14 protein-coding genes and 1 tRNA gene are annotated in these 18,572 nt (G+C 62.7%); 12 read left to right on the top strand and 3 right to left on the bottom strand.

What is annotated here, in order from left to right; genetic code table 11:
* Positions 1-21: 21 nt before the first annotated feature.
* Positions 22-1,239: a pyridoxal phosphate-dependent aminotransferase gene (locus ACFC25_RS00855; protein ID WP_376043224.1), complete on the bottom strand. Its 1,218-nt coding sequence runs from the start codon at positions 1,237-1,239 to the stop codon at positions 22-24.
* A 275-nt stretch (positions 1,240-1,514) separates the two neighbouring features.
* Here ACFC25_RS00855 and ACFC25_RS00850 point away from each other — a divergent pair.
* The 9 genes from ACFC25_RS00850 to rplL all read left to right on the top strand — a co-directional run bounded on the left by ACFC25_RS00850 (position 1,515) and on the right by rplL (position 8,095).
* Positions 1,515-1,587 (top strand) — tRNA-Trp (locus tag ACFC25_RS00850).
* 81 nt (positions 1,588-1,668) lie between these two features.
* On the top strand, positions 1,669-1,953 hold the full coding sequence (gene secE, locus ACFC25_RS00845; RefSeq protein ID WP_337346858.1) for a preprotein translocase subunit SecE: 285 nt from the start codon (positions 1,669-1,671) through the stop codon (positions 1,951-1,953).
* 117 nt (positions 1,954-2,070) lie between these two features.
* The gene (gene nusG, locus ACFC25_RS00840) at positions 2,071-2,913 is read left to right on the top strand and encodes a transcription termination/antitermination protein NusG (protein ID WP_337346859.1); all 843 of its coding nucleotides are present in this window, start codon (positions 2,071-2,073) and stop codon (positions 2,911-2,913) included.
* A gap of 130 nt (positions 2,914-3,043) precedes the next feature.
* On the top strand, positions 3,044-3,475 hold the full coding sequence (rplK, locus tag ACFC25_RS00835; protein ID WP_024365990.1) for a 50S ribosomal protein L11: 432 nt from the start codon (positions 3,044-3,046) through the stop codon (positions 3,473-3,475).
* A 196-nt stretch (positions 3,476-3,671) separates the two neighbouring features.
* Positions 3,672-4,379 carry a 50S ribosomal protein L1 gene (gene rplA / locus ACFC25_RS00830; RefSeq protein ID WP_337346860.1) on the top strand — a complete coding sequence of 236 codons (708 nt, stop codon included), beginning with the start codon at positions 3,672-3,674 and terminating at the stop codon, positions 4,377-4,379.
* A gap of 125 nt (positions 4,380-4,504) precedes the next feature.
* Positions 4,505-5,617 (top strand): GNAT family N-acetyltransferase, encoded by a 1,113-nt coding sequence (locus ACFC25_RS00825; RefSeq protein ID WP_376043219.1) that lies wholly within the window; start codon positions 4,505-4,507, stop codon positions 5,615-5,617.
* Between the two features lie 8 nt (positions 5,618-5,625).
* Positions 5,626-6,744, top strand: coding sequence for a GNAT family N-acetyltransferase (locus ACFC25_RS00820; RefSeq protein WP_337346862.1), 1,119 nt, complete (start codon positions 5,626-5,628; stop codon positions 6,742-6,744).
* Positions 6,745-7,054: 310 nt separating this feature from the next.
* Complete coding sequence (gene rplJ / locus ACFC25_RS00815) at positions 7,055-7,645, top strand: 50S ribosomal protein L10 (protein WP_376043216.1); 591 nt, start codon at positions 7,055-7,057, stop codon at positions 7,643-7,645.
* Positions 7,646-7,723: 78 nt separating this feature from the next.
* A complete protein-coding gene (gene rplL / locus ACFC25_RS00810; protein WP_011692821.1) occupies positions 7,724-8,095 on the top strand; it encodes a 50S ribosomal protein L7/L12 in 372 nt (123 codons plus the stop codon).
* Between the two features lie 117 nt (positions 8,096-8,212).
* Here the strand turns inward: rplL and ACFC25_RS00805 are convergent, their stop codons facing one another.
* Both ACFC25_RS00805 and ACFC25_RS00800 read right to left on the bottom strand, forming a co-directional pair.
* Complete coding sequence (locus ACFC25_RS00805) at positions 8,213-8,716, bottom strand: aminoacyl-tRNA deacylase (protein ID WP_376043213.1); 504 nt, start codon at positions 8,714-8,716, stop codon at positions 8,213-8,215.
* Positions 8,716-9,915, bottom strand: coding sequence for an acetyl-CoA C-acetyltransferase (locus tag ACFC25_RS00800; RefSeq protein ID WP_337346864.1), 1,200 nt, complete (start codon positions 9,913-9,915; stop codon positions 8,716-8,718). The genes ACFC25_RS00805 and ACFC25_RS00800 overlap by 1 nt, the downstream gene beginning before the upstream one ends.
* A 212-nt stretch (positions 9,916-10,127) precedes the next feature.
* On the opposite strand from ACFC25_RS00800, the gene ACFC25_RS00795 reads away from it, so the two are divergent.
* From ACFC25_RS00795 to ACFC25_RS00785, 3 genes are all read left to right on the top strand, one after another.
* Positions 10,128-10,589 carry a hypothetical protein gene (locus ACFC25_RS00795; RefSeq protein WP_376043210.1) on the top strand — a complete coding sequence of 154 codons (462 nt, stop codon included), beginning with the start codon at positions 10,128-10,130 and terminating at the stop codon, positions 10,587-10,589.
* A gap of 297 nt (positions 10,590-10,886) precedes the next feature.
* The gene (gene rpoB, locus ACFC25_RS00790) at positions 10,887-14,396 is read left to right on the top strand and encodes a DNA-directed RNA polymerase subunit beta (protein WP_337346866.1); all 3,510 of its coding nucleotides are present in this window, start codon (positions 10,887-10,889) and stop codon (positions 14,394-14,396) included.
* A 107-nt stretch (positions 14,397-14,503) separates the two neighbouring features.
* Positions 14,504-18,403, top strand: coding sequence for a DNA-directed RNA polymerase subunit beta' (locus tag ACFC25_RS00785; protein ID WP_337346867.1), 3,900 nt, complete (start codon positions 14,504-14,506; stop codon positions 18,401-18,403).
* Positions 18,404-18,572: the final 169 nt, after the last annotated feature.

Below are 18,572 nucleotides of genomic sequence, written 5' to 3'. Positions count from 1 at the left end.
CGCATCTGGTGTCGGGGAGCGCTACTTGGCCTTGCCGAGGAAGTCCTGGAGCCGGGCAACGCCGGTGGCCAGGTCCTCGTCGCCCAAGGCGTAGGAGAGGCGCAAGTAGCCGGATGGGCCGAATGCCTCACCCGGCACCACCGCCACCTCGACCTCGTCCAGGATCAGCGCGGCCAGTTCAGCGGAGGTCGACGGCGTGGCGGTGCCTGCCGCCGTCGGAAATTCCTTCCCCAGCAGCCCGCGGACGTCCGCGTAGACGTAGAAGGCGCCCTTCGGCGTCGGGCATTCCACGCCGTCGATGGCGTTCAGTCCGGCGACGATCGCCTTGCGGCGGCGGTCAAAGGCGACCTTCATTTCGTCGACGGCGGTGAGCGGGCCGGAGACGGCTGCGAGGGCCGCGATCTGCATGATGTTGGAGACGTTGGACGTGGCGTGGGACTGCAGGTTGGTGGCTGCCTTGATGACATCGGCCGGGCCGATCATCCAGCCCACCCGCCAGCCCGTCATGGCATAGGTCTTTGCCACACCGTTGAGGATGACCACTTTGTCGCCCAGTTCAGGGGCAGCGGTGGCGATGGAGGTGAAAGGGACGCCGTCGTAGGTCAGGTGCTCGTAGATTTCGTCGGTGACCACCCACAGCCCCTTGGCAGCGGCCCATTTGCCGATCTCGGCGACCTGCTCGGGGGAGTAGACCGAACCCGTGGGGTTGGACGGCGAAACGAACAACAGGATCTTGGTCCGGTCCGTGACAGCGGCCTCAAGCTGCTCCACGGTGACGAGGTATTCCTGCTCCGGACCCGCAAAGACCTCAACGGGGACACCGCCGGCGAGCCTGATTGCCTCCGGGTACGTGGTCCAGAACGGTGTGGGGACAATCACCTCGTCGCCCGGGTCAACCAGCGTGGCGAAAGTGTTGTACACAGCCTGCTTGCCGCCGTTGGTCACCAGCACCTGGGACGCGTCCACCGCGTAGCCAGAATCGCGGAGGGTTTTCTCGGCGATGGCTTTCTTCAGTTCCGGAAGGCCGCCGGCGGGGGAGTAGCGGTGGTACTTGGGCTGGCCAGCGGCTTCGATGGACGCTTTGACGATGTAGTCCGGCGTAGGGAAATCAGGTTCGCCTGCGCCGAAGCCAATAACCGGCCGGCCGGCCGCCTTGAGCGCCTTGGCCTTGGCATCAACGGCCAGGGTTGCGGATTCGGCAATGGCGGAAATGCGCTGGGAAACGCGGGCGGCAGACATGGCGGGTCCGTTCTTCGCTTACAGCTCGGTGGCTGAATGGTGGAATTCGACGTGATCTACTCTATGCTGTTCACCGGATCGTTCGGGTTGCCGGATTGGTTTTGTGACTGCAGGTCAGATCAACAATTCCAGCGGAACGGGCGTCCGGAATGTGGCTGGTTCGACGTACGCGAAGTTGTTGCGTAGACTGGTTCACCGGTGTTGAAAACACAGATGATGTCGTGCGCCCCAGTGCAAACTGCGGAAGTCCGTCAAAACGGTCGTTTTCGATCCATAGGGTAGTGGCGCAATTGGTAGCGCAGCGGTCTCCAAAACCGCAGGTTGCAGGTTCGAGTCCTGTCTGCCCTGCGCAAGCTGTTCCGGCGACAAGCCGGAGCAAGCGCAGCAACCATGGTTCTGATCAGGGCCGGGTAATCCAACATTGCAAAGATGAGCGAGGACCAGGTGACCGAAACAGCTGCCAGCAGCTCCAAGGGCCGCCCAGCTAAGAAGGCCGCCAAGGCAAACTTCTTCGCTCGCATTGCACTTTTCGTTCGCCAGGTCATCGGTGAATTGAAGAAGGTTGTTGCACCAACCCGCAAGGAACTGATCAATTACACACTGGTGGTGCTGGTGTTCGTGGCCATCATGATGGTCATCGTCAGCCTGCTGGACATCGGTTTTGGAACCGCTGTCAGCTGGGTCTTCGGCGGGATCGCTCCCGGGGACCGCTAAGGCGAATCGTCCGCAGGCTGCGTGGTCTGGTCCGGGTAAACCGGAGGAAGCCACGACAGTGTGCGGAATTGAGCCATTTAAATAGGCATGTTAGGCAATGAGGAAGCAGGAGACCAAGTGTCTGAGCAGGAGCTCGAGGTAACCGAGACTGAGCTGGAAGAGTCCGCGGACGTCACGGCAGGAGCCGGTGAAGAGTCCGAGGTTGAGTCCGCTGCGTCCGAATCCGACTTCGCCGATTCTGACGACGCTGATGATTCCGACGACCACTCTGACGCTTCAGAGGCAGACGTTGACGGCGACGACTCCGACGACGAATCGGAGGAGGCAGACGCCCTCGCCGCTGCGGCCGCCAAGGCCGAGGTTGATCCCGCCGAGGAATTCAAGGCCAAACTGCGCCGCCAGGAGGGTGACTGGTACGTCATCCACTCCTACGCCGGTTACGAAAACCGCGTGAAGGCCAACCTTGAGACCCGCATCCAGACCCTGGACATGGAAGATTACATCTTCGAAATCCAGGTGCCGATGGAAGAAGTCGTTGAGATCAAGAACGCCCAGCGCAAGGTCATCAACCGCGTCCGCATCCCCGGCTACGTCCTGGTTCGCATGGACCTGACGGACGCCTCCTGGGGCGCCGTCCGCCACACTCCCGGCGTTACCGGCTTTGTGGGCAACGCCCACAACCCCGTGCCGCTGCGCCTCGATGAGGTCTTCTCCATGCTCGCCCCGGTCTTCGAAGAAGAGCAGGCCGAGAAGGGCAAGCCCGTCAAGCACGCTGCCGCCCCGGTTGACGTTGACTTCGAGGTTGGCGAATCCGTCATCGTCAAGGAAGGTCCGTTTGAGACCCTCCCGGCCACGATCTCCGAAATCAAGGTGGAATCCCAGACCCTCGTGGTGCTCGTCTCCATCTTCGAGCGCGAAACCCCGGTCACCCTGGCGTTCAACCAGGTCACCAAGATCTAGCACCACTACAGAATTCGTTCCGGCGCTGCCCGCTTAGCAGGTCCGGAACGGCCGGCCGCCTCGCCATGGCGGCCAAAAACCTGAGGCACGCTCCTGTGTCCCAGGACATTATTGAGAGAAGGACCCTACATTGGCTCCCAAGAAGAAGGTCACCGGCCTCATCAAGCTGCAGATCCAGGCAGGTGCCGCTAACCCGGCTCCGCCGATCGGTCCTGCGCTTGGCCAGCACGGTGTCAACATCATGGAATTCTGCAAGGCGTACAACGCTGCCACAGAAGCCCAGCGCGGAAACGTCATCCCCGTTGAAATCACGGTTTACGAAGACCGTTCATTCACGTTCATCACCAAGACCCCGCCGGCTGCAGAACTCATCAAGAAGGCTGCAGGCGTTGCCAAGGGTTCACCCACCCCGCACACCGTCAAGGTTGCCAAGCTGACGCAGGCCCAGGTCAACGAGATCGCCACCACCAAGATGGAAGACCTCAACGCCACGAGCCTCGAAGGCGCAGCGAAGATCATCGCCGGCACCGCCCGCTCCATGGGTATCACCGTCGAGGGTTAATCCCCTTCCGCTGCCAGGGCGTTGGGTTCGGGAAACCGATCACGACGGCGGGCGGCACCGCCGGGAAACCGGCACCACTGCCGGAGAACCGGCACAAACCGTAATGTTGGAATCCGCGTACACCAGCCGGATCACCAACTGTGGCAGGGCCCAGCGCGGTCCGCAGACCACAACTGCACAAGGAGAAATAAGCAGCATGGCAAAGCGCAGCAAAGCATATGAGGCAGCAGCCGCCAAGATCGACGCGGAGAAGTTCTACGCGCCGTTCGAGGCAGTAACGCTCGCCAAGGACACCAACCCGTCCAAGTTCGACGCCACCGTTGAGGTCGCTTTCCGCCTCGGCGTTGACCCCCGCAAGGCTGACCAGATGGTCCGCGGCACCGTCAACCTGCCCCACGGCACCGGTAAGGTCTCCCGCGTCCTGGTTTTCGCAACGGGCGACAAGGCTGAGGCAGCAATCGCAGCCGGCGCCGACTTCGTTGGTTCCGATGACCTGATCGAAAAGATCGCCGCCGGCTGGACTGACTTCGATGCAGCCGTAGCCACCCCTGACCTTATGGGCAAGGTTGGCCGTCTTGGTAAGGTGCTGGGTCCCCGTAACCTGATGCCGAACCCGAAGACCGGCACCGTCACCCCGGATGTCGCGAAGGCTGTCAACGACATCAAGGGCGGCAAGATCGACTTCCGCGTCGACAAGCACTCGAACCTGCACTTCATCATCGGCAAGGTTTCGTTCGACGCCATCAAGCTGGCCGAAAACTACGCCGCAGCACTGGAAGAGGTGCTTCGCCTGAAGCCGTCCGCTTCCAAGGGCCGCTACATCCAGAAGGCCACTGTGGCCACCACGTTCGGTCCGGGCATCTCCGTTGACCCCAACGTCACCAAGGTCCTGACCGAGGTCTAATCCTCAACAGCGCCTGCTGCCGGACCTGTCCGGCACACAGAGAGACCGCCCGGCATCGCGCCGGGCGGTCTCTTTGCTTAAGCCCGCACCCTCGACTAAATCCTGCGGATGGCTAGGCTGGGGGCATGACCGCCCTGGCCATCACCGCTGTTCAGATCCCGCCAACGCCCGACGGCGGCACCCCGGCTGCAGAGGGAAGTCCGGACGGTGCCGCGGACTTCCGTGCCTGTCAGGCCCTTCGTGAAGCGCACGAGCAGGAGAAATGGGGCAACCTTGACCGCTGCCTTACTCCAGCCGAGGCCACGGAGTTCTGGCGCGGCAACGAGTACGAGGAACGGCACCTCTTTGCCGCACGGCTCGGCGGAGAGCTGGTGGGCCTGTGCTCGGTCACGCTGCCCCTGCGGGAGAACACGGCCAGTGCCGGGATCGATGTCCTGGTGGCCCCGGCCTACCGGCGCTGCGGGTGGGGGAGGCGCCTGCTGGAGTACGCCGAGTCCGTTGCGGCGACGCGGGGCAGGACGTCGCTGGACGCCTACTGCGAGATCCCGCTGGAGCTGGCAGAACGCCCAGGAACCTTGCTGCCGGCCAAATCAGGCGCAGGTGGGCTCCCGCGGGACGAGGCTTCAACTGCCTTTGCCGCCGATGCCGGGTATGAGCTGGAGCAGGTGGAGCGGTCCAGCCGGCTTGCCTTACCCGTTCCTGCAGAGCGCCTGGAAATGCTCGAGACCGAGGCGTCCGCCCACGCACTGGACTACAAGGTTCTCACCTGGACGGAGTCCTGTCCGGAGGAGTTCGTCGTTGAATACTCAGCCCTAAAGGCCCGAATGAGCACCGATGTGCCCACGGCCGGGTTGGACTGGGGCCCCGAGGACTGGGACGCGGCCCGGGTGCGGGAAGAGGAAGAAACGCTGGTCCGCAGTGGTGTACAGGCCCTGGTGGCCGCCGCGATGCACAGCACATCCGGCAGGCTGGCGGCCTATACCGTCCTGAATTGGCGCCCGGAGGTTCCTGCGACGATCATCCAACAGGACACGTTGGTGTCTGCAGAACACCGGGGACACCGCTTGGGAACGCTGGTCAAGCTCGCGAACTTGCGTCTGGCACAGCAGCGCTGGCCCGCCGCGCGGTCGGTCCTTACGTGGAATGCCAGCGAAAACCAGCATATGCTGGCGATAAATATTTCGCTTGGATTCAAGCCTGCTGGCTATGAAGGTGAGTGGCAGAAACGGCTGGGATGATGCCCCTTATGGCAAACGACGTGAAGATCGAGCAGCTGTGGATCCCGGATTCGCTGGACGCACCGGACGCGGCGGACTTCCTGGCCGCCGTCGAGGTGGGCCGCAAGGTCCGGATGCAGACCTGGGGCACTGATGATCTGGCGTATGCGCCGCTGGAGAAACTCCTGGAGCTTGAGGACCCCTACGAACGCCAGATCATCCTGGTGGCAAAGGTCGACGGTGAGATCGTAGGTACCGTTGATATCGCCCTTCCACTGGCCGATAACCTGGACCTGGCCGAGTTCACGCTGGACATCCTGCCCGAATTCCAGCGCCAGGGCGTTGGCCGGAAACTATTGCTCGCCGCCGAACACCTGGCGCGGGCTGAGGGCCGGACCATGATCCTGGTGGATACCAACCACCCGGGTGCTTCACTGCACGAGTTCGAGAAAGCCCAGCTGGTCCCCGGATCGGGCCAGGGCTTTGTTCCATTGGAGAGCCGCGAAGTCGAGTTTGCCCGCAAGACCGGGTATACGCTGCAGCACATTGAGCAGTTCAGTTCCTGCGCCCTGCCCCTGGACACCAAGCTCGTGGCCGACCTCCAGGCGGAGGCGGACGCCGCCAACAACGGCCGGTACCGCCTGCATCACTGGACGGACCGCTGCCCGGACGAGTGGCTGGAGGCGGTGGCCGTGTTGGAGAACCAGGCGGGCGCCGACGTTGACCCATCGCTGCAGACCCCTGTCGAGCAGGACATGGTGTTCGACGGCGGCATCCTGCGTGAGGCGGAAGAGGCCACCATTGCCCAGGGTCGCCGGACGGTGGTTACGGCTGTTGAGCACCTTGCCACGGGCGCTTTGGTGGGCCTGACCACAATCAGCGTCCTGGCCCACCGCGCCGACGTGGTGTTCCAGGACGACACCCTGGTGCTCCAGGAACACCGCGGGAATAAGCTGGGGCTGCTGATCAAGGTGGCCAACATGGAACGCCTCACCGAGCAGTTCCCGGACGCGAGGGTCATTTATACCTGGAATGCCCCGGAGAACAGATACCTGCTGACCGTCAACAAGCAGCTGGGGTTCACTACGGCGGGGGTGACGGGCATCTGGCAAAAGGAACTCCCGCAGTTGGGCGCCAGCAAGAGCTGAACCTTCGCTTTGCACGATTTGGTAGAGGGACGCCGCGTCCCGTAAGCTTGAACTACCAAAGACCGTCGGTTGTTGGAAATCCACTCTCCTGAACACAGCTCAACTCTGTAGTTTGTGCGCTGGAGATCAAGTGGTTTTCTGGACGAAGGACCCTGAACGTAGGGCGGCCGGCGCAGGTGAACGAAGCAAAGCTCCACGGTGTGAAACTGTGTTTGAGCCAAGCCCCGTGCATCTGCGCGGGGCGTTTTTAGTTTTAGCTCACCTTGAGCGGGGACCGTCGAATACCGGCACTATCCCCGGAAGGAGGGTTATGGCAACGCCTGCAAAGGTTTCAGCAGTAGCTGAGATCACTAACGATTTCAAGGAATCGAACGCCGCTGTCCTGACCGAATACCGTGGGCTCACTGTTGCACAGCTCAAGCAGCTGCGTGTTTCTCTCGGCCAGGACACCAAGTTCTCGGTCGTCAAGAACACCCTGACCGCCATTGCAGCCAAGGAAGCTGGTGTCGAAGCATTCGACGGCCAGCTCGCCGGCCCCACTGCAATCGCGTTCATCAAGGGTGACGCAGTTGCAGCGGCCAAGAGCCTGACGGATTTTGCCAAGACCAACAAGCAGCTGGTTATCAAGACCGGTTACTTCGAGGGCAAGGCACTGAACGCCAGCGAAGTTGCTGCCCTGGCAGCACTCGAGTCCCGCGAGCTGCAGCTCGCCAAGGTTGCAGGGATCCTCAAGGCTCCTGCTGCCGCTGCTGCACGCATCATTGACGCCCTGCGCCTCAAGCTTGAAGAAGAGAACGGTGCACCGGCAGCAGCCGACGCGCCCGCCGCTGAAGAAGCCCCGGCCGCAGAAGCAGCAGAGACCGAAGCTCCGGCCGAGGCCGCAGCCACCGAAGAGAACTAACTCTCTTTCAAACCAGACTCCGGTGTGAAGGCAACGGCCCTGGCCGCCAAGCACCACCTATAGGAAGGACGCCACACCATGGCGAAGCTCACCAACGAAGAGCTCATTGAAGCTTTCAAGGAACTGACCATCATCGAGCTCTCCGAGTTCGTCAAGCTCTTCGAAGAGACCTTCGAAGTTACTGCTGCTGCTGTTGCCGTTGCCGGCCCCGCCGCTGCTGCTGAAGAAGCCGAAGAGAAGACCGACTTCGACGTCGTTCTCGAGGCTGCTGGCGACAAGAAGATCGCAGTGATCAAGGAAGTTCGCGCCATCACTTCCCTGGGCCTGAAGGAAGCCAAGGACCTGGTTGACAGTGCTCCGAAGGCTGTCCTCGAAGGTGCAACCAAGGAAGCTGCCGAGAAGGCCAAGGAGCAGCTCGAGGCTGCCGGCGCCACCGTTACCCTCAAGTAACACTCGCTTTTCCAACAGGAAGCCCCGTCCACTCAGGTGGGCGGGGCTTCCTGCGTTAAACCCAACTAGGTAGCAGCTGATGTCGTTATGGGGGCTCAAAACGACATCTGCTGCTACCTACATGGGGTTGGGATCGGAGATGTCCGCGACGGTCGCGCCCAGGGCAGCAGTCAGGGCGTCGGCGTCAACAAAGGCGCTGAAACCATGCTGCCCGGCGCCCATGGAGATCCGGCGTCCGGCAATCGTCTGGTCGGCGTAAACCGGCCAAGCCTTGGTGCTGCCCAGCGGAGTAATGGTGCCCCGTTCGTATCCCGTGGCGTCGAGGGCGACGTGGGGCGGCGGCAGCGACAGCTTGTTGACTCCCACCAGGGCGCGGAGCTTGGGCCAGGAGATCTGCCGGTCACCGGGGATCAGCGCGAACAGGAAGCTGCCGTCCTTGTGCTTGACCACCAGGGACTTCACGATGTCCGCCGGGGTTATGCCCAGGATGCCCGCAGCCTCCTCAAGGCTCCGGGCGGCGAGGCGCTCCACCACCTCGACGTCGAGGCCACGCGCCGCGGCGTCAGCCAGGAAGCGCTGGCGTCCGACGGCGGCACTTCCGTTGTCGGCTTGCGCCACCATCAGTCCCGGTACAGCAGGAGCGCTTCGCCCTGCCCTCCGCCGCCGCACAGGGAGACGCCAGCCTTGCCGCTTCCGCGCCGCTTGAGTTCATGGGCCGCGTGCAGTGCCAGCCGAGCCCCCGAGGCGCCGATGGGGTGGCCCAAGGCAATGGCCCCGCCATGGATATTGCACTGCTCCAACGGGTAGTCCAGGTCCTTAAGGGACTGCACTGCCACGGAACCGAATGCTTCGTTGATCTCGATGAAGTCCAGGTCCGCCGTGGTCCAGCCTGCCCGGTCAAGCGCGCTCTGGAGCGCATGTGAGGGCTGGGAGTGAAGCGAGTTGTCTGGCCCGGCCACCTGCCCGGGCTTACCGACGACGGCCAGGTACTCCAACCCGTTGTCCTCGGCGAACTGCCGCGACGCGAGTACCAGTGCGGAGGCGCCGTCGGACAGGGGAGAGGAGTTGCCGGCGGTGATGGTCCCGTCCGTCACGAACGCTGCCTTGAGGCCGGCCAGTGTTTCGATGGAGGTGTTGGGCCGAACACCTTCGTCCGCGGCGACAACAAGGGGGTCGCCCTTGCGCTGCTTGACACTGATCGGTGCGATTTCGTCGTCGAACACGCCGTTCTTCGCTGCCAGCGCGGCACGCTGGTGGGACTGGGCAGCCACGTTGTCCTGGGACGTTCGGTCAATGCCGAGGGCGAGGTTCCTCGTTTCGGTGGAAAGACCCATGGATTGGCCGTCGAAGGCGTCAGTCAGTCCGTCGTGTGCCGCGACGTCCAGGGCCTGGATCGCGCCGTAGGTCCAGCCCTGGCGGGAGCCGGGCAGCAGGTGCGGCGCGCGCGTCATGGACTCCTGTCCGCCGGCCACCACCACAGTGGCATCGCCGCTGCGGATGAGGCGGGCGGCGTCTATGACCGCGGTCAGGCCGGAGAGGCACACTTTGTTGATAGTGACCGTCGGAACATTCCAGCCGATCCCGGCCCCGATGGCGCTTTGCCTGGCAGGATTCTGGCCCGCTCCGGCCTGAAGCACCTGGCCCATGATCACCGCATCCACGCGCCCGGCGTCCACGCCGCTTGCCGCGATCGCGGCCTTGATGGCGTGGGCTCCGAGTTCGACGGCGGTGAAGCTCGCCAGTTGCCCGTTGAGCCGGCCCTGGGGGGTCCGCGCCGCTGAGAGGATGACAACGTCAGTGTTGTCTGTGGAGTTGCCCATTGTTATCTCTTCCGATCTGAACCGATGTAGGCCAAGGCTACCGTGAGCTTCCTCACCTAATTATCCAAACATTGGCGGGCGCAGGCGAATTCCTTCGGCACGCGGCAGGGGAGAACTACCCATCACCGAAACGTGCAAGGCGTCGGCGGCCTCAGTAGGGTGGACGGCGGGTATGACAGCATCGCCGCAGAACAAAAACAGGGAGCATCATCGTGAAGAAAATCCTCGCCGTGGCAGCGGTCGCAAGCCTTGCATGGCTAACGGCCTGCAGCGTAGCCGCTCCCGCTCCCACCACGGCGACGGCCACCCCCACGACGTCCAGCCCCGCATCTTCGCGGCCGACGCCGTCGCGCTCTTCCGACGCCCAGGCTCCGCAGGCAGGAGGTGTCCGGGCCGCCTGCGAGCAGTTCAACAAGCTCTACGCCGATTACAAGGCCATTAAGGATGACGCCAAGGCCTACGAAGAGATCTACTTCGCCGCCCAGGACGCCAAGGACGTTGCGTCCGGCAACCAGAAGGGATTGTTTACGTCCCTGGGCGTCCTGTCCCTGGACAGGTCGTCGGCGGTTGAAAGCGGCGGTGAAGTGGACCAATCGTCAAAGGACATGGTCCGTGACGCGGTTTTCGCCAACGCCCAGGAATGCACAGCTGAGGGTGTCACGCTCCGGCTCTGAGCCGCGTCCGAATGCGAAAAATATGGGTCTTGCAATAACGCGCGATGTGGGGTAGACACGTAATCGGTTTTGCCGTATCGTAGATATTTGCGTCTTCCCTGTTTACCTTCAGCCTTCATATAGCGGTGGGCTTTGCCTGGCAGCTGACCATCAACGTGCCGTCAACAACGTCATTGTATGGGCAGCCCGGGCCCCGGGTCATATAGCGGAACCGGATGGTAGCACTGCGGAGTCATTCTGCAGGGTGCACAGCGGGGGAGATCTGAAAACGCCTGAAGGTCTGTGGAAGGATCCCTCTTGGTCGCCTCGAGCACCTCTAATAACGAAACCGCTAACACCGCCGACAGCACTGATGGTGCCACTCGCCGGCTCTCATTCGCAAAGATTCACGAACCGCTTGACGTTCCGAATCTTCTTGCCCTGCAGACGGACAGCTTTGACTGGCTGGTCGGAAACGAACGCTGGCAGGCACGCGTAGCGAAAGCCGTAGAAGAAAACGACCTCAGCGTCGCCACCACGTCCGGACTGTCGGACATCTTCGAAGAGATCTCCCCGATTGAGGACTTCCAGGGCACCATGTCCCTGAGCTTCTCCGATCCGGAGTTCGCTGACCCGAAGTACACCATGGCCGAGTGCAAGGACCGGGACGCAACGTACTCGGCACCGCTGTACGTCAAGGCCGAGTTCATGAACAACAACACGGGCGAAATCAAGCAGCAGACCGTGTTCATGGGCGACTTCCCCCTGATGACGGAGAAGGGTACCTTCGTCGTCAACGGCACCGAGCGTGTCGTCGTCTCCCAGCTGGTCCGTTCGCCGGGCGCCTACTTTGAGCGCACCGCCGACAAGACCAGTGACAAGGACATCTTCACTGCCAAGATCATCCCCTCCCGTGGTGCATGGTTTGAACTCGAGATCGACAAGCGCGACCAGGTCGGCGTACGCCTCGACCGTAAGCGCAAGCAGTCCGTCACCGTGCTGCTGAAGGCCCTTGGCTGGACCGAAGGCCAGATCCTCGAAGAGTTCGGCCAGTACGACTCCATGCGCGCCACGCTCGAGAAGGACGCAACAGAGACCCGCGAAGACGCGTTGCTGGACATCTACCGGAAGCTGCGACCGGGCGAGCCGCCCACAGTCGAGGCTGCCCAGTCCCTGCTGGACAACCTGTACTTCAACTCCAAGCGCTACGATCTGGCCAAAGTCGGCCGTTACAAGATCAACCGCAAGCTTGGCATCGACCGCTCCCTTGGCGACAAGGAAGCCTCGGTCCTGCACGTTGAAGACATCGTGGCCATGATCAAGTTCCTGGTTGCCCTGCACGCCGGCGAGAAGACCCTGACGGGTAAGCGCGACGGCCAGGACCACGAACTGCGCGTTGAGATCGATGACATCGACCACTTCGGCAACCGTCGTATCCGCGCCGTCGGCGAACTCATCGAGAACCAGGTCCGCACCGGCCTGTCCCGTATGGAGCGCGTCGTCCGCGAGCGTATGACCACCCAGGACGTCGAGGCCATCACGCCGCAGACCCTGATCAACATCCGCCCGGTTGTTGCAGCCATCAAGGAGTTCTTCGGAACCTCCCAGCTGTCGCAGTTCATGGACCAGAACAACCCGCTGTCGGGTCTGACCCACAAGCGCCGTCTGTCCGCGCTTGGCCCGGGTGGTCTGTCCCGTGACCGTGCAGGCATGGAAGTTCGAGACGTTCACCCGTCCCACTACGGACGTATGTGCCCCATCGAAACCCCTGAAGGCCCGAACATCGGCCTGATCGGTTCGCTGGCTTCCTACGGCCGTATCAACCCGTTCGGCTTCATCGAGACGCCGTACCGCCTGGTCAAGGACGGCGTCGTTTCCGACAACGTCCAGTACCTGACGGCCGACGACGAAGCAGAGGTCCTGATCGCCCAGGCCAACGCTCCGCTGGATGAGAACAAGAAGTTCGCCGAAGAGACCGTCCTGGTCCGCGCCCGTGGTGGTGGAGGCGAGCCCGTGCTGGTTCCTGCCGCTGATGTCGAGTTCATGGACGTTTCCCCGCGCCAGATGGTGTCCGTGGCTACGGCCCTGATCCCGTTCCTCGAGCATGACGATGCTAACCGAGCACTCATGGGTGCCAACATGCAGCGCCAGGCTGTGCCGCTGGTCCGTTCCGAGGCTCCGTTCGTGGGCACCGGCATGGAGCGCGCAGCCGCCGTCGACGCCGGTGATGTCACCATCGCGAAGAAGGCCGGTGTGGTCACCGAGGTCTCCGCTGAGCTGGTCATCATGCTCAACGACGACGGCACGGAAACCAACTACCGCATCAACAAGTTCGCACGCTCCAACCAGGGCAACTGCTACAACAACCGTGTCCTGGTGAACGAAGGCCAGCGCCTCGAGGTTGGCGGCATCATCGCCGACGGCCCGGCAACTGACCAGGGCGAGCTCGCCCTCGGCAAGAACCTGCTCGTGGCATTCATGTCATGGGAAGGCCACAACTTCGAGGACGCGATCATCCTCTCGCAGCGCATTGTTGCCGAGGACGTCCTTTCCTCCATCCACATCGAGGAGCACGAGATCGATGCCCGCGACACCAAACTTGGTGCCGAGGAAATCACCCGTGACATCCCCAACGTGTCCGAGGAAGTACTGGCTGGCCTGGACGAGCGCGGCATCATCCACATCGGTGCCGAGGTTGAAGCCGGCGACATCCTGGTCGGAAAGGTCACCCCGAAGGGTGAAACCGAACTGACCCCGGAAGAGCGCCTGCTGCGCGCCATCTTCGGTGAGAAGTCCCGCGAAGTGCGCGACACCTCCCTGAAGGTTCCGCACGGCGAGTCCGGCACCGTCATCGGCGTCCGCGTGTTCGACCGCGACAACGACGACGAACTGCCGCCGGGCGTCAACCAGCTGGTCCGCGTCTACGTGGCCGCCAAGCGCAAGATCACCGACGGCGACAAGCTCGCCGGCCGCCACGGCAACAAGGGCGTCATCTCCAAGATCCTTCCGATCGAGGACATGCCCTTCCTTGCCGACGGCACCCCCGTTGATATTGTCCTGAACCCGCTGGGTGTTCCGGGCCGAATGAACGTCGGCCAGGTGCTCGAAACGCACCTCGGCTGGGTTGCCAAGACCGGTTGGAAGATCGAAGGCGAGCCCGAGTGGGTCAAGCAGCTGCCGAACCTGCCGCGCGAGAGTGGCCAGACCACTGTTGCAACGCCCGTGTTCGACGGTGCCCGCGAAGAGGAAATCACCGGCCTGCTGGACTCCACTAACGTGACCCGCGACGGCGAACGCCTGATCAACTCCTCGGGCAAGACCCGCCTGTTTGACGGCCGCTCCGGTGAGCCGTTCCCGGATCCGATCTCTGTTGGCTACATGTACATCCTGAAGCTCCACCACCTGGTGGACGACAAGATCCACGCCCGCTCCACCGGTCCGTACTCCATGATCACGCAGCAGCCGCTGGGTGGTAAGGCACAGTTCGGTGGCCAGCGCTTCGGTGAAATGGAAGTGTGGGCGCTCGAAGCTTACGGCGCCGCTTACACGCTCCAGGAGCTCCTCACGATCAAGTCGGATGACATCCACGGTCGCGTGAAGGTCTACGAAGCAATCGTCAAGGGCGAGAACATCCCCGAGCCGGGCGTTCCTGAGTCCTTCAAGGTCTTGATCAAGGAAATGCAGTCGCTGTGCCTGAACGTGGAAGTGCTTTCCACGGACGGAACCACAATTGAAATGCGTGACTCTGATGACGCAGTCTTCACGGCTGCGGAAGAACTGGGCATCGATCTGTCTCGTGCAGAGCCCAGTTCCGTAGAAGAGGTCTAGAGTCCTCCGGAGCAAGGCAGCCGGCCCGTCCGCTGCCTTGCTCCGGGGCTCCCTCTTCCCGTAACCAAGACTTCAGAATTTAGAGAACAAGAGAGAACAGGGACCATATGTCCAGCGAATCCTCCTTCGGCCTCATGCAGATCGGCCTCGCCACCGCGGAAGACATCCGTGGCTGGTCTTACGGCGAGGTTAAGAAGCCGGAAACCATCAACTACCGCACGCTCAAGCCTGAGAAGGACGGCCTCTTCTGCGAGAAGATCTTCGGCCCGTCCCGCGACTGGGAGTGCTACTGCGGTAAGTACAAGCGCGTGCGCTTCAAGGGCATCATTTGCGAACGGTGTGGCGTTGAAGTCACCCGCGCGAAGGTCCGCCGTGAGCGCATGGGCCACATCGAGCTGGCCGCACCGGTCACGCACATCTGGTACTTCAAGGGTGTCCCCTCCCGTCTGGGCTACCTCCTTGACCTGGCTCCGAAGGACCTCGAAAAGGTCATCTACTTCGCCGCCTACATGATCACCAGCGTCGACGAGGCTGCCCGCCACGAGGAACTGCCCAACCTGCAGGTTGAGCACGACATCGAGAAGAAGCAGCTGATCGACAACCGCGACTCCGACATCGCGGCCATCGCCCGCGACCTCGAAGGCGAAATTGCGCGCCTTGAGGGTGAGGGTGCCAAGGCTGCCGACAAGAAGAAGGCCCGCGACTCCGCCGACCGCCAGATGGCGAACGTGCGTAAGCGCGCCGACGCCGACATCGAGCGCCTCGAGCAGGTCTGGGACCGCTTCAAGAACCTGAAGGTCGCAGACCTCGAAGGTGACGAAGGCCTGTACCGCGAACTGCGCGACCGCTACGGTATCTACTTCGAAGGCTCCATGGGTGCCGAAGCCATCAAGAAGCGTCTTGAGGGCTTCGACATGCAGGCCGAGTCTGACCTGCTGCGCGACATCATTGCCAACGGCAAGGGCCAGCGCAAGACCCGCGCCCTGAAGCGCCTGAAGGTTGTCAACGCGTTCCTGACCACCAACAACAGCCCGCTTGGCATGGTTCTGGATGCCGTCCCGGTGATCCCGCCGGAACTGCGCCCGATGGTCCAGCTGGACGGTGGCCGCTTCGCGACCTCCGACCTCAACGACCTCTACCGCCGTGTGATCAACCGCAATAACCGACTCAAGCGCCTGCTTGACCTGGGTGCTCCGGAGATCATCGTCAACAACGAGAAGCGCATGCTTCAGGAAGCTGTTGACAGCCTCTTCGACAACGGCCGCCGCGGCCGTCCGGTCACTGGACCGGGCAACCGTCCGCTGAAGTCCCTGAGCGACATGCTCAAGGGCAAGCAGGGCCGTTTCCGCCAGAACCTCCTCGGCAAGCGTGTTGACTACTCCGGCCGTTCGGTCATCGTCGTCGGCCCGCAGCTGAAGCTGCACCAGTGCGGCCTGCCCAAGCAGATGGCCCTGGAGCTCTTCAAGCCGTTCGTGATGAAGCGCCTGGTTGACCTCAACCACGCCCAGAACATCAAGTCGGCCAAGCGCATGGTCGAGCGCTACCGCCCGCAGGTCTGGGATGTGCTCGAAGAGATCATCACCGAACACCCGGTGCTGCTCAACCGTGCACCTACCCTGCACCGCCTTGGTATCCAGGCGTTCGAACCGCAGCTCGTTGAGGGCAAGGCAATCCAGCTCCACCCGCTGGTTTGTGGCGCGTTCAATGCTGACTTCGACGGCGACCAGATGGCAGTGCACCTGCCGCTGAGCCCGGAGGCCCAGGCCGAGGCACGCATCCTGATGCTGTCCTCGAACAACATCCTGAAGCCGTCCGATGGACGCCCGGTCACCCTGCCGTCGCAGGATATGATCATCGGCCTCTACCACCTGACCACCAAGCGTGTCGGTTCAGCTGGCGAAGGCCGCGTCTTCGGCTCGGTTGCCGAAGCCATCATGGCTTTCGACGCCCGCGAGCTGCACCTGAACTCGCAGGTACGAATCCGCCTCGAAGGCTTTGTTCCGTACGCCGGCTGGGAAGCTCCCGAAGGTTGGGAGCCGGGTCAGCCCGCCCTCGTCCAGACCTCCCTGGGCCAGGTCCTCTTCAACGAGACCCTGCCCGAGGATTACCCCTGGGTTGAGGCTGTTGCCGACAAGGGTGAACTGTCCCGCATCGTCAACGACCTCGCTGAGCGCTACCCGAAGGTTGTTACCGCGGCGACGCTGGATAACCTGAAGGATTCAGGCTTCTACTGGGCCACCCGTTCAGGCGTCACCGTTGCCATCTCCGACATCGAGGTTCCGGCCGCAAAGCCTGCCATCCTTGCCGGCTACGAGGAGCGGGCCGCCAAGATCCAGGGCCAGTACGACAAGGGCCTGATCGACGACGACGAGCGTCGCCAGGAACTGATCGAGATCTGGAACAAGGCAACCAATGAGATCGCCCAGGCGATGCGTGACAGCCTGTCCCCGATGAACACCATCAACCGCATGGTGTCCTCCGGTGCACGTGGTAACTGGATGCAGGTCCGCCAGATCGCGGGTATCCGTGGCCTGGTGGCCAACCCGAAGGGTGAAATCATCCCGCGTCCCATCAAGTCCTCCTACCGCGAGGGCCTGTCGGTGCTGGAATACTTCATCGCCACCCACGGTGCCCGTAAGGGTCTGGCTGACACCGCACTGCGTACCGCCAACTCGGGTTACCTGACCCGTCGTCTGGTGGACGTGTCCCAGGACGTCATCGTCCGCGAAGAGGACTGCGGTACCGAACGCGGTCTGGTGACGGCCATCGCTGTCGCAGACTCCAACGGCGAGCTGGTCCTGGACGAGAACGTCGAGAACAGCGCCTACGCCCGTACCTTGGCCGTGGATGTCCTTGACTCCAAGGGCAATGTCCTGGCTCCGGCCGGCACTGACTGCGGCGACGTCGTAATTGCTGAGCTGTTCGCGGCAGGCATCACCGAAGTCAAGGTCCGCTCTGTACTCACCTGTGAGTCCAGCGTCGGCACCTGCGCCCTGTGCTATGGACGTTCCCTGGCAACCGGCAAGACCGTGGACATCGGAGAGGCCGTGGGCATCATCGCCGCACAGTCCATCGGTGAGCCCGGTACGCAGCTGACCATGCGTACGTTCCACACCGGTGGTGCTGTTTCCGCCAGCGGTGGCGACGACATCACCCAGGGTCTGCCCCGTATCCAGGAGCTCTTCGAAGCCCGTACTCCGAAGGGTGTCGCACCGATTGCTGAAGCAGCCGGCCGCATCACCATTGAAGAGTCCGAGCGCCAGATGCGCCTCGTCATCACCCCCGATGACGGATCCGAAGAGATCGCCTACCCGGTACTGCGCCGTTCACGCCTCCTCATCGAGGATGGCGAGCACGTCACAGTGGGCCAGAAGCTCATCAACGGTCCGGTCGATCCCAAGCAGGTGCTGCGCATCATGGGTCCCCGTGCCGCGCAGAAGTTCCTGGTGGATGAAGTCCAGGGCGTGTACCGCAGCCAGGGCATCGGTATCCACGACAAGCACGTCGAGGTTATCGTCCGCCAGATGCTGCGCCGCGTCACAGTCATCGAGTCCGGCGAATCGGACCTGCTGCCCGGCGAGCTCGCCGAGCGCAGCCGCTTCGAAGATGCCAACCGCCGTGTTGTGTCTGAGGGCAAGACTCCGGCTTCCGGACGTCCTGAGCTCATGGGCATCACCAAGGCGTCCTTGGCCACCGAGTCCTGGCTGTCCGCAGCTTCCTTCCAGGAGACCACCCGCGTCCTGACGCAGGCGGCCATGGAAGGCAAGAGCGATCCGCTGCTCGGCCTCAAGGAGAACGTCATCATCGGTAAGCTGATCCCGGCTGGCACGGGTCTCCCGCGCTACACCGAAGTCACCGTGGAGCCCACTGAAGAAGCAAAGGCCAACCTGTTCACCGGCCCCAGCGCGTTCAGTGACTTCTCGTACGACACCCTGGGAGGCGACGGAGCACCTGAGTTCCACGCCATCCCCTTGGATGACTACGACCTCGGCAACGATTTCCGGTAACCGTTGCTCAACGGCGTCGGCCCCGTCTCCAGCCTGCTTCAACGAGCAGGCCGGGGGCGGGGCCTTCCGCTTTCGGGGAGGGGCGCCGATTAAGGCCTGGCGGGAGTCCATGTTAGACTTGTTACCAATTGTTATTGTGGCAGTGGATGAGTGCGCCGGTTCCAGCTGA

Origin of the sequence: Pseudarthrobacter sp. NPDC055928, from assembly GCF_042270935.1 — a bacterium.
Lineage (GTDB): Bacteria > Actinomycetota > Actinomycetes > Actinomycetales > Micrococcaceae > Arthrobacter.
This window is presented reverse-complemented; position numbering and strand designations above follow the sequence as displayed.

Coding starts and splice junctions, on each gene's coding strand:
- ACFC25_RS00855 (WP_376043224.1), bottom strand. CDS start 1,239: ATGTCTGCCGCCCGCGTTTCCCAGCGCATTTCCGCCATTGCCGAATCC.
- secE (WP_337346858.1), top strand. CDS start 1,669: ATGAGCGAGGACCAGGTGACCGAAACAGCTGCCAGCAGCTCCAAGGGC.
- rplA (WP_337346860.1), top strand. CDS start 3,672: ATGGCAAAGCGCAGCAAAGCATATGAGGCAGCAGCCGCCAAGATCGAC.
- ACFC25_RS00825 (WP_376043219.1), top strand. CDS start 4,505: ATGACCGCCCTGGCCATCACCGCTGTTCAGATCCCGCCAACGCCCGAC.
- ACFC25_RS00820 (WP_337346862.1), top strand. CDS start 5,626: ATGGCAAACGACGTGAAGATCGAGCAGCTGTGGATCCCGGATTCGCTG.
- rplJ (WP_376043216.1), top strand. CDS start 7,055: ATGGCAACGCCTGCAAAGGTTTCAGCAGTAGCTGAGATCACTAACGAT.
- rplL (WP_011692821.1), top strand. CDS start 7,724: ATGGCGAAGCTCACCAACGAAGAGCTCATTGAAGCTTTCAAGGAACTG.
- ACFC25_RS00805 (WP_376043213.1), bottom strand. CDS start 8,716: ATGGTGGCGCAAGCCGACAACGGAAGTGCCGCCGTCGGACGCCAGCGC.
- ACFC25_RS00800 (WP_337346864.1), bottom strand. CDS start 9,915: ATGGGCAACTCCACAGACAACACTGACGTTGTCATCCTCTCAGCGGCG.
- ACFC25_RS00785 (WP_337346867.1), top strand. CDS start 14,504: ATGTCCAGCGAATCCTCCTTCGGCCTCATGCAGATCGGCCTCGCCACC.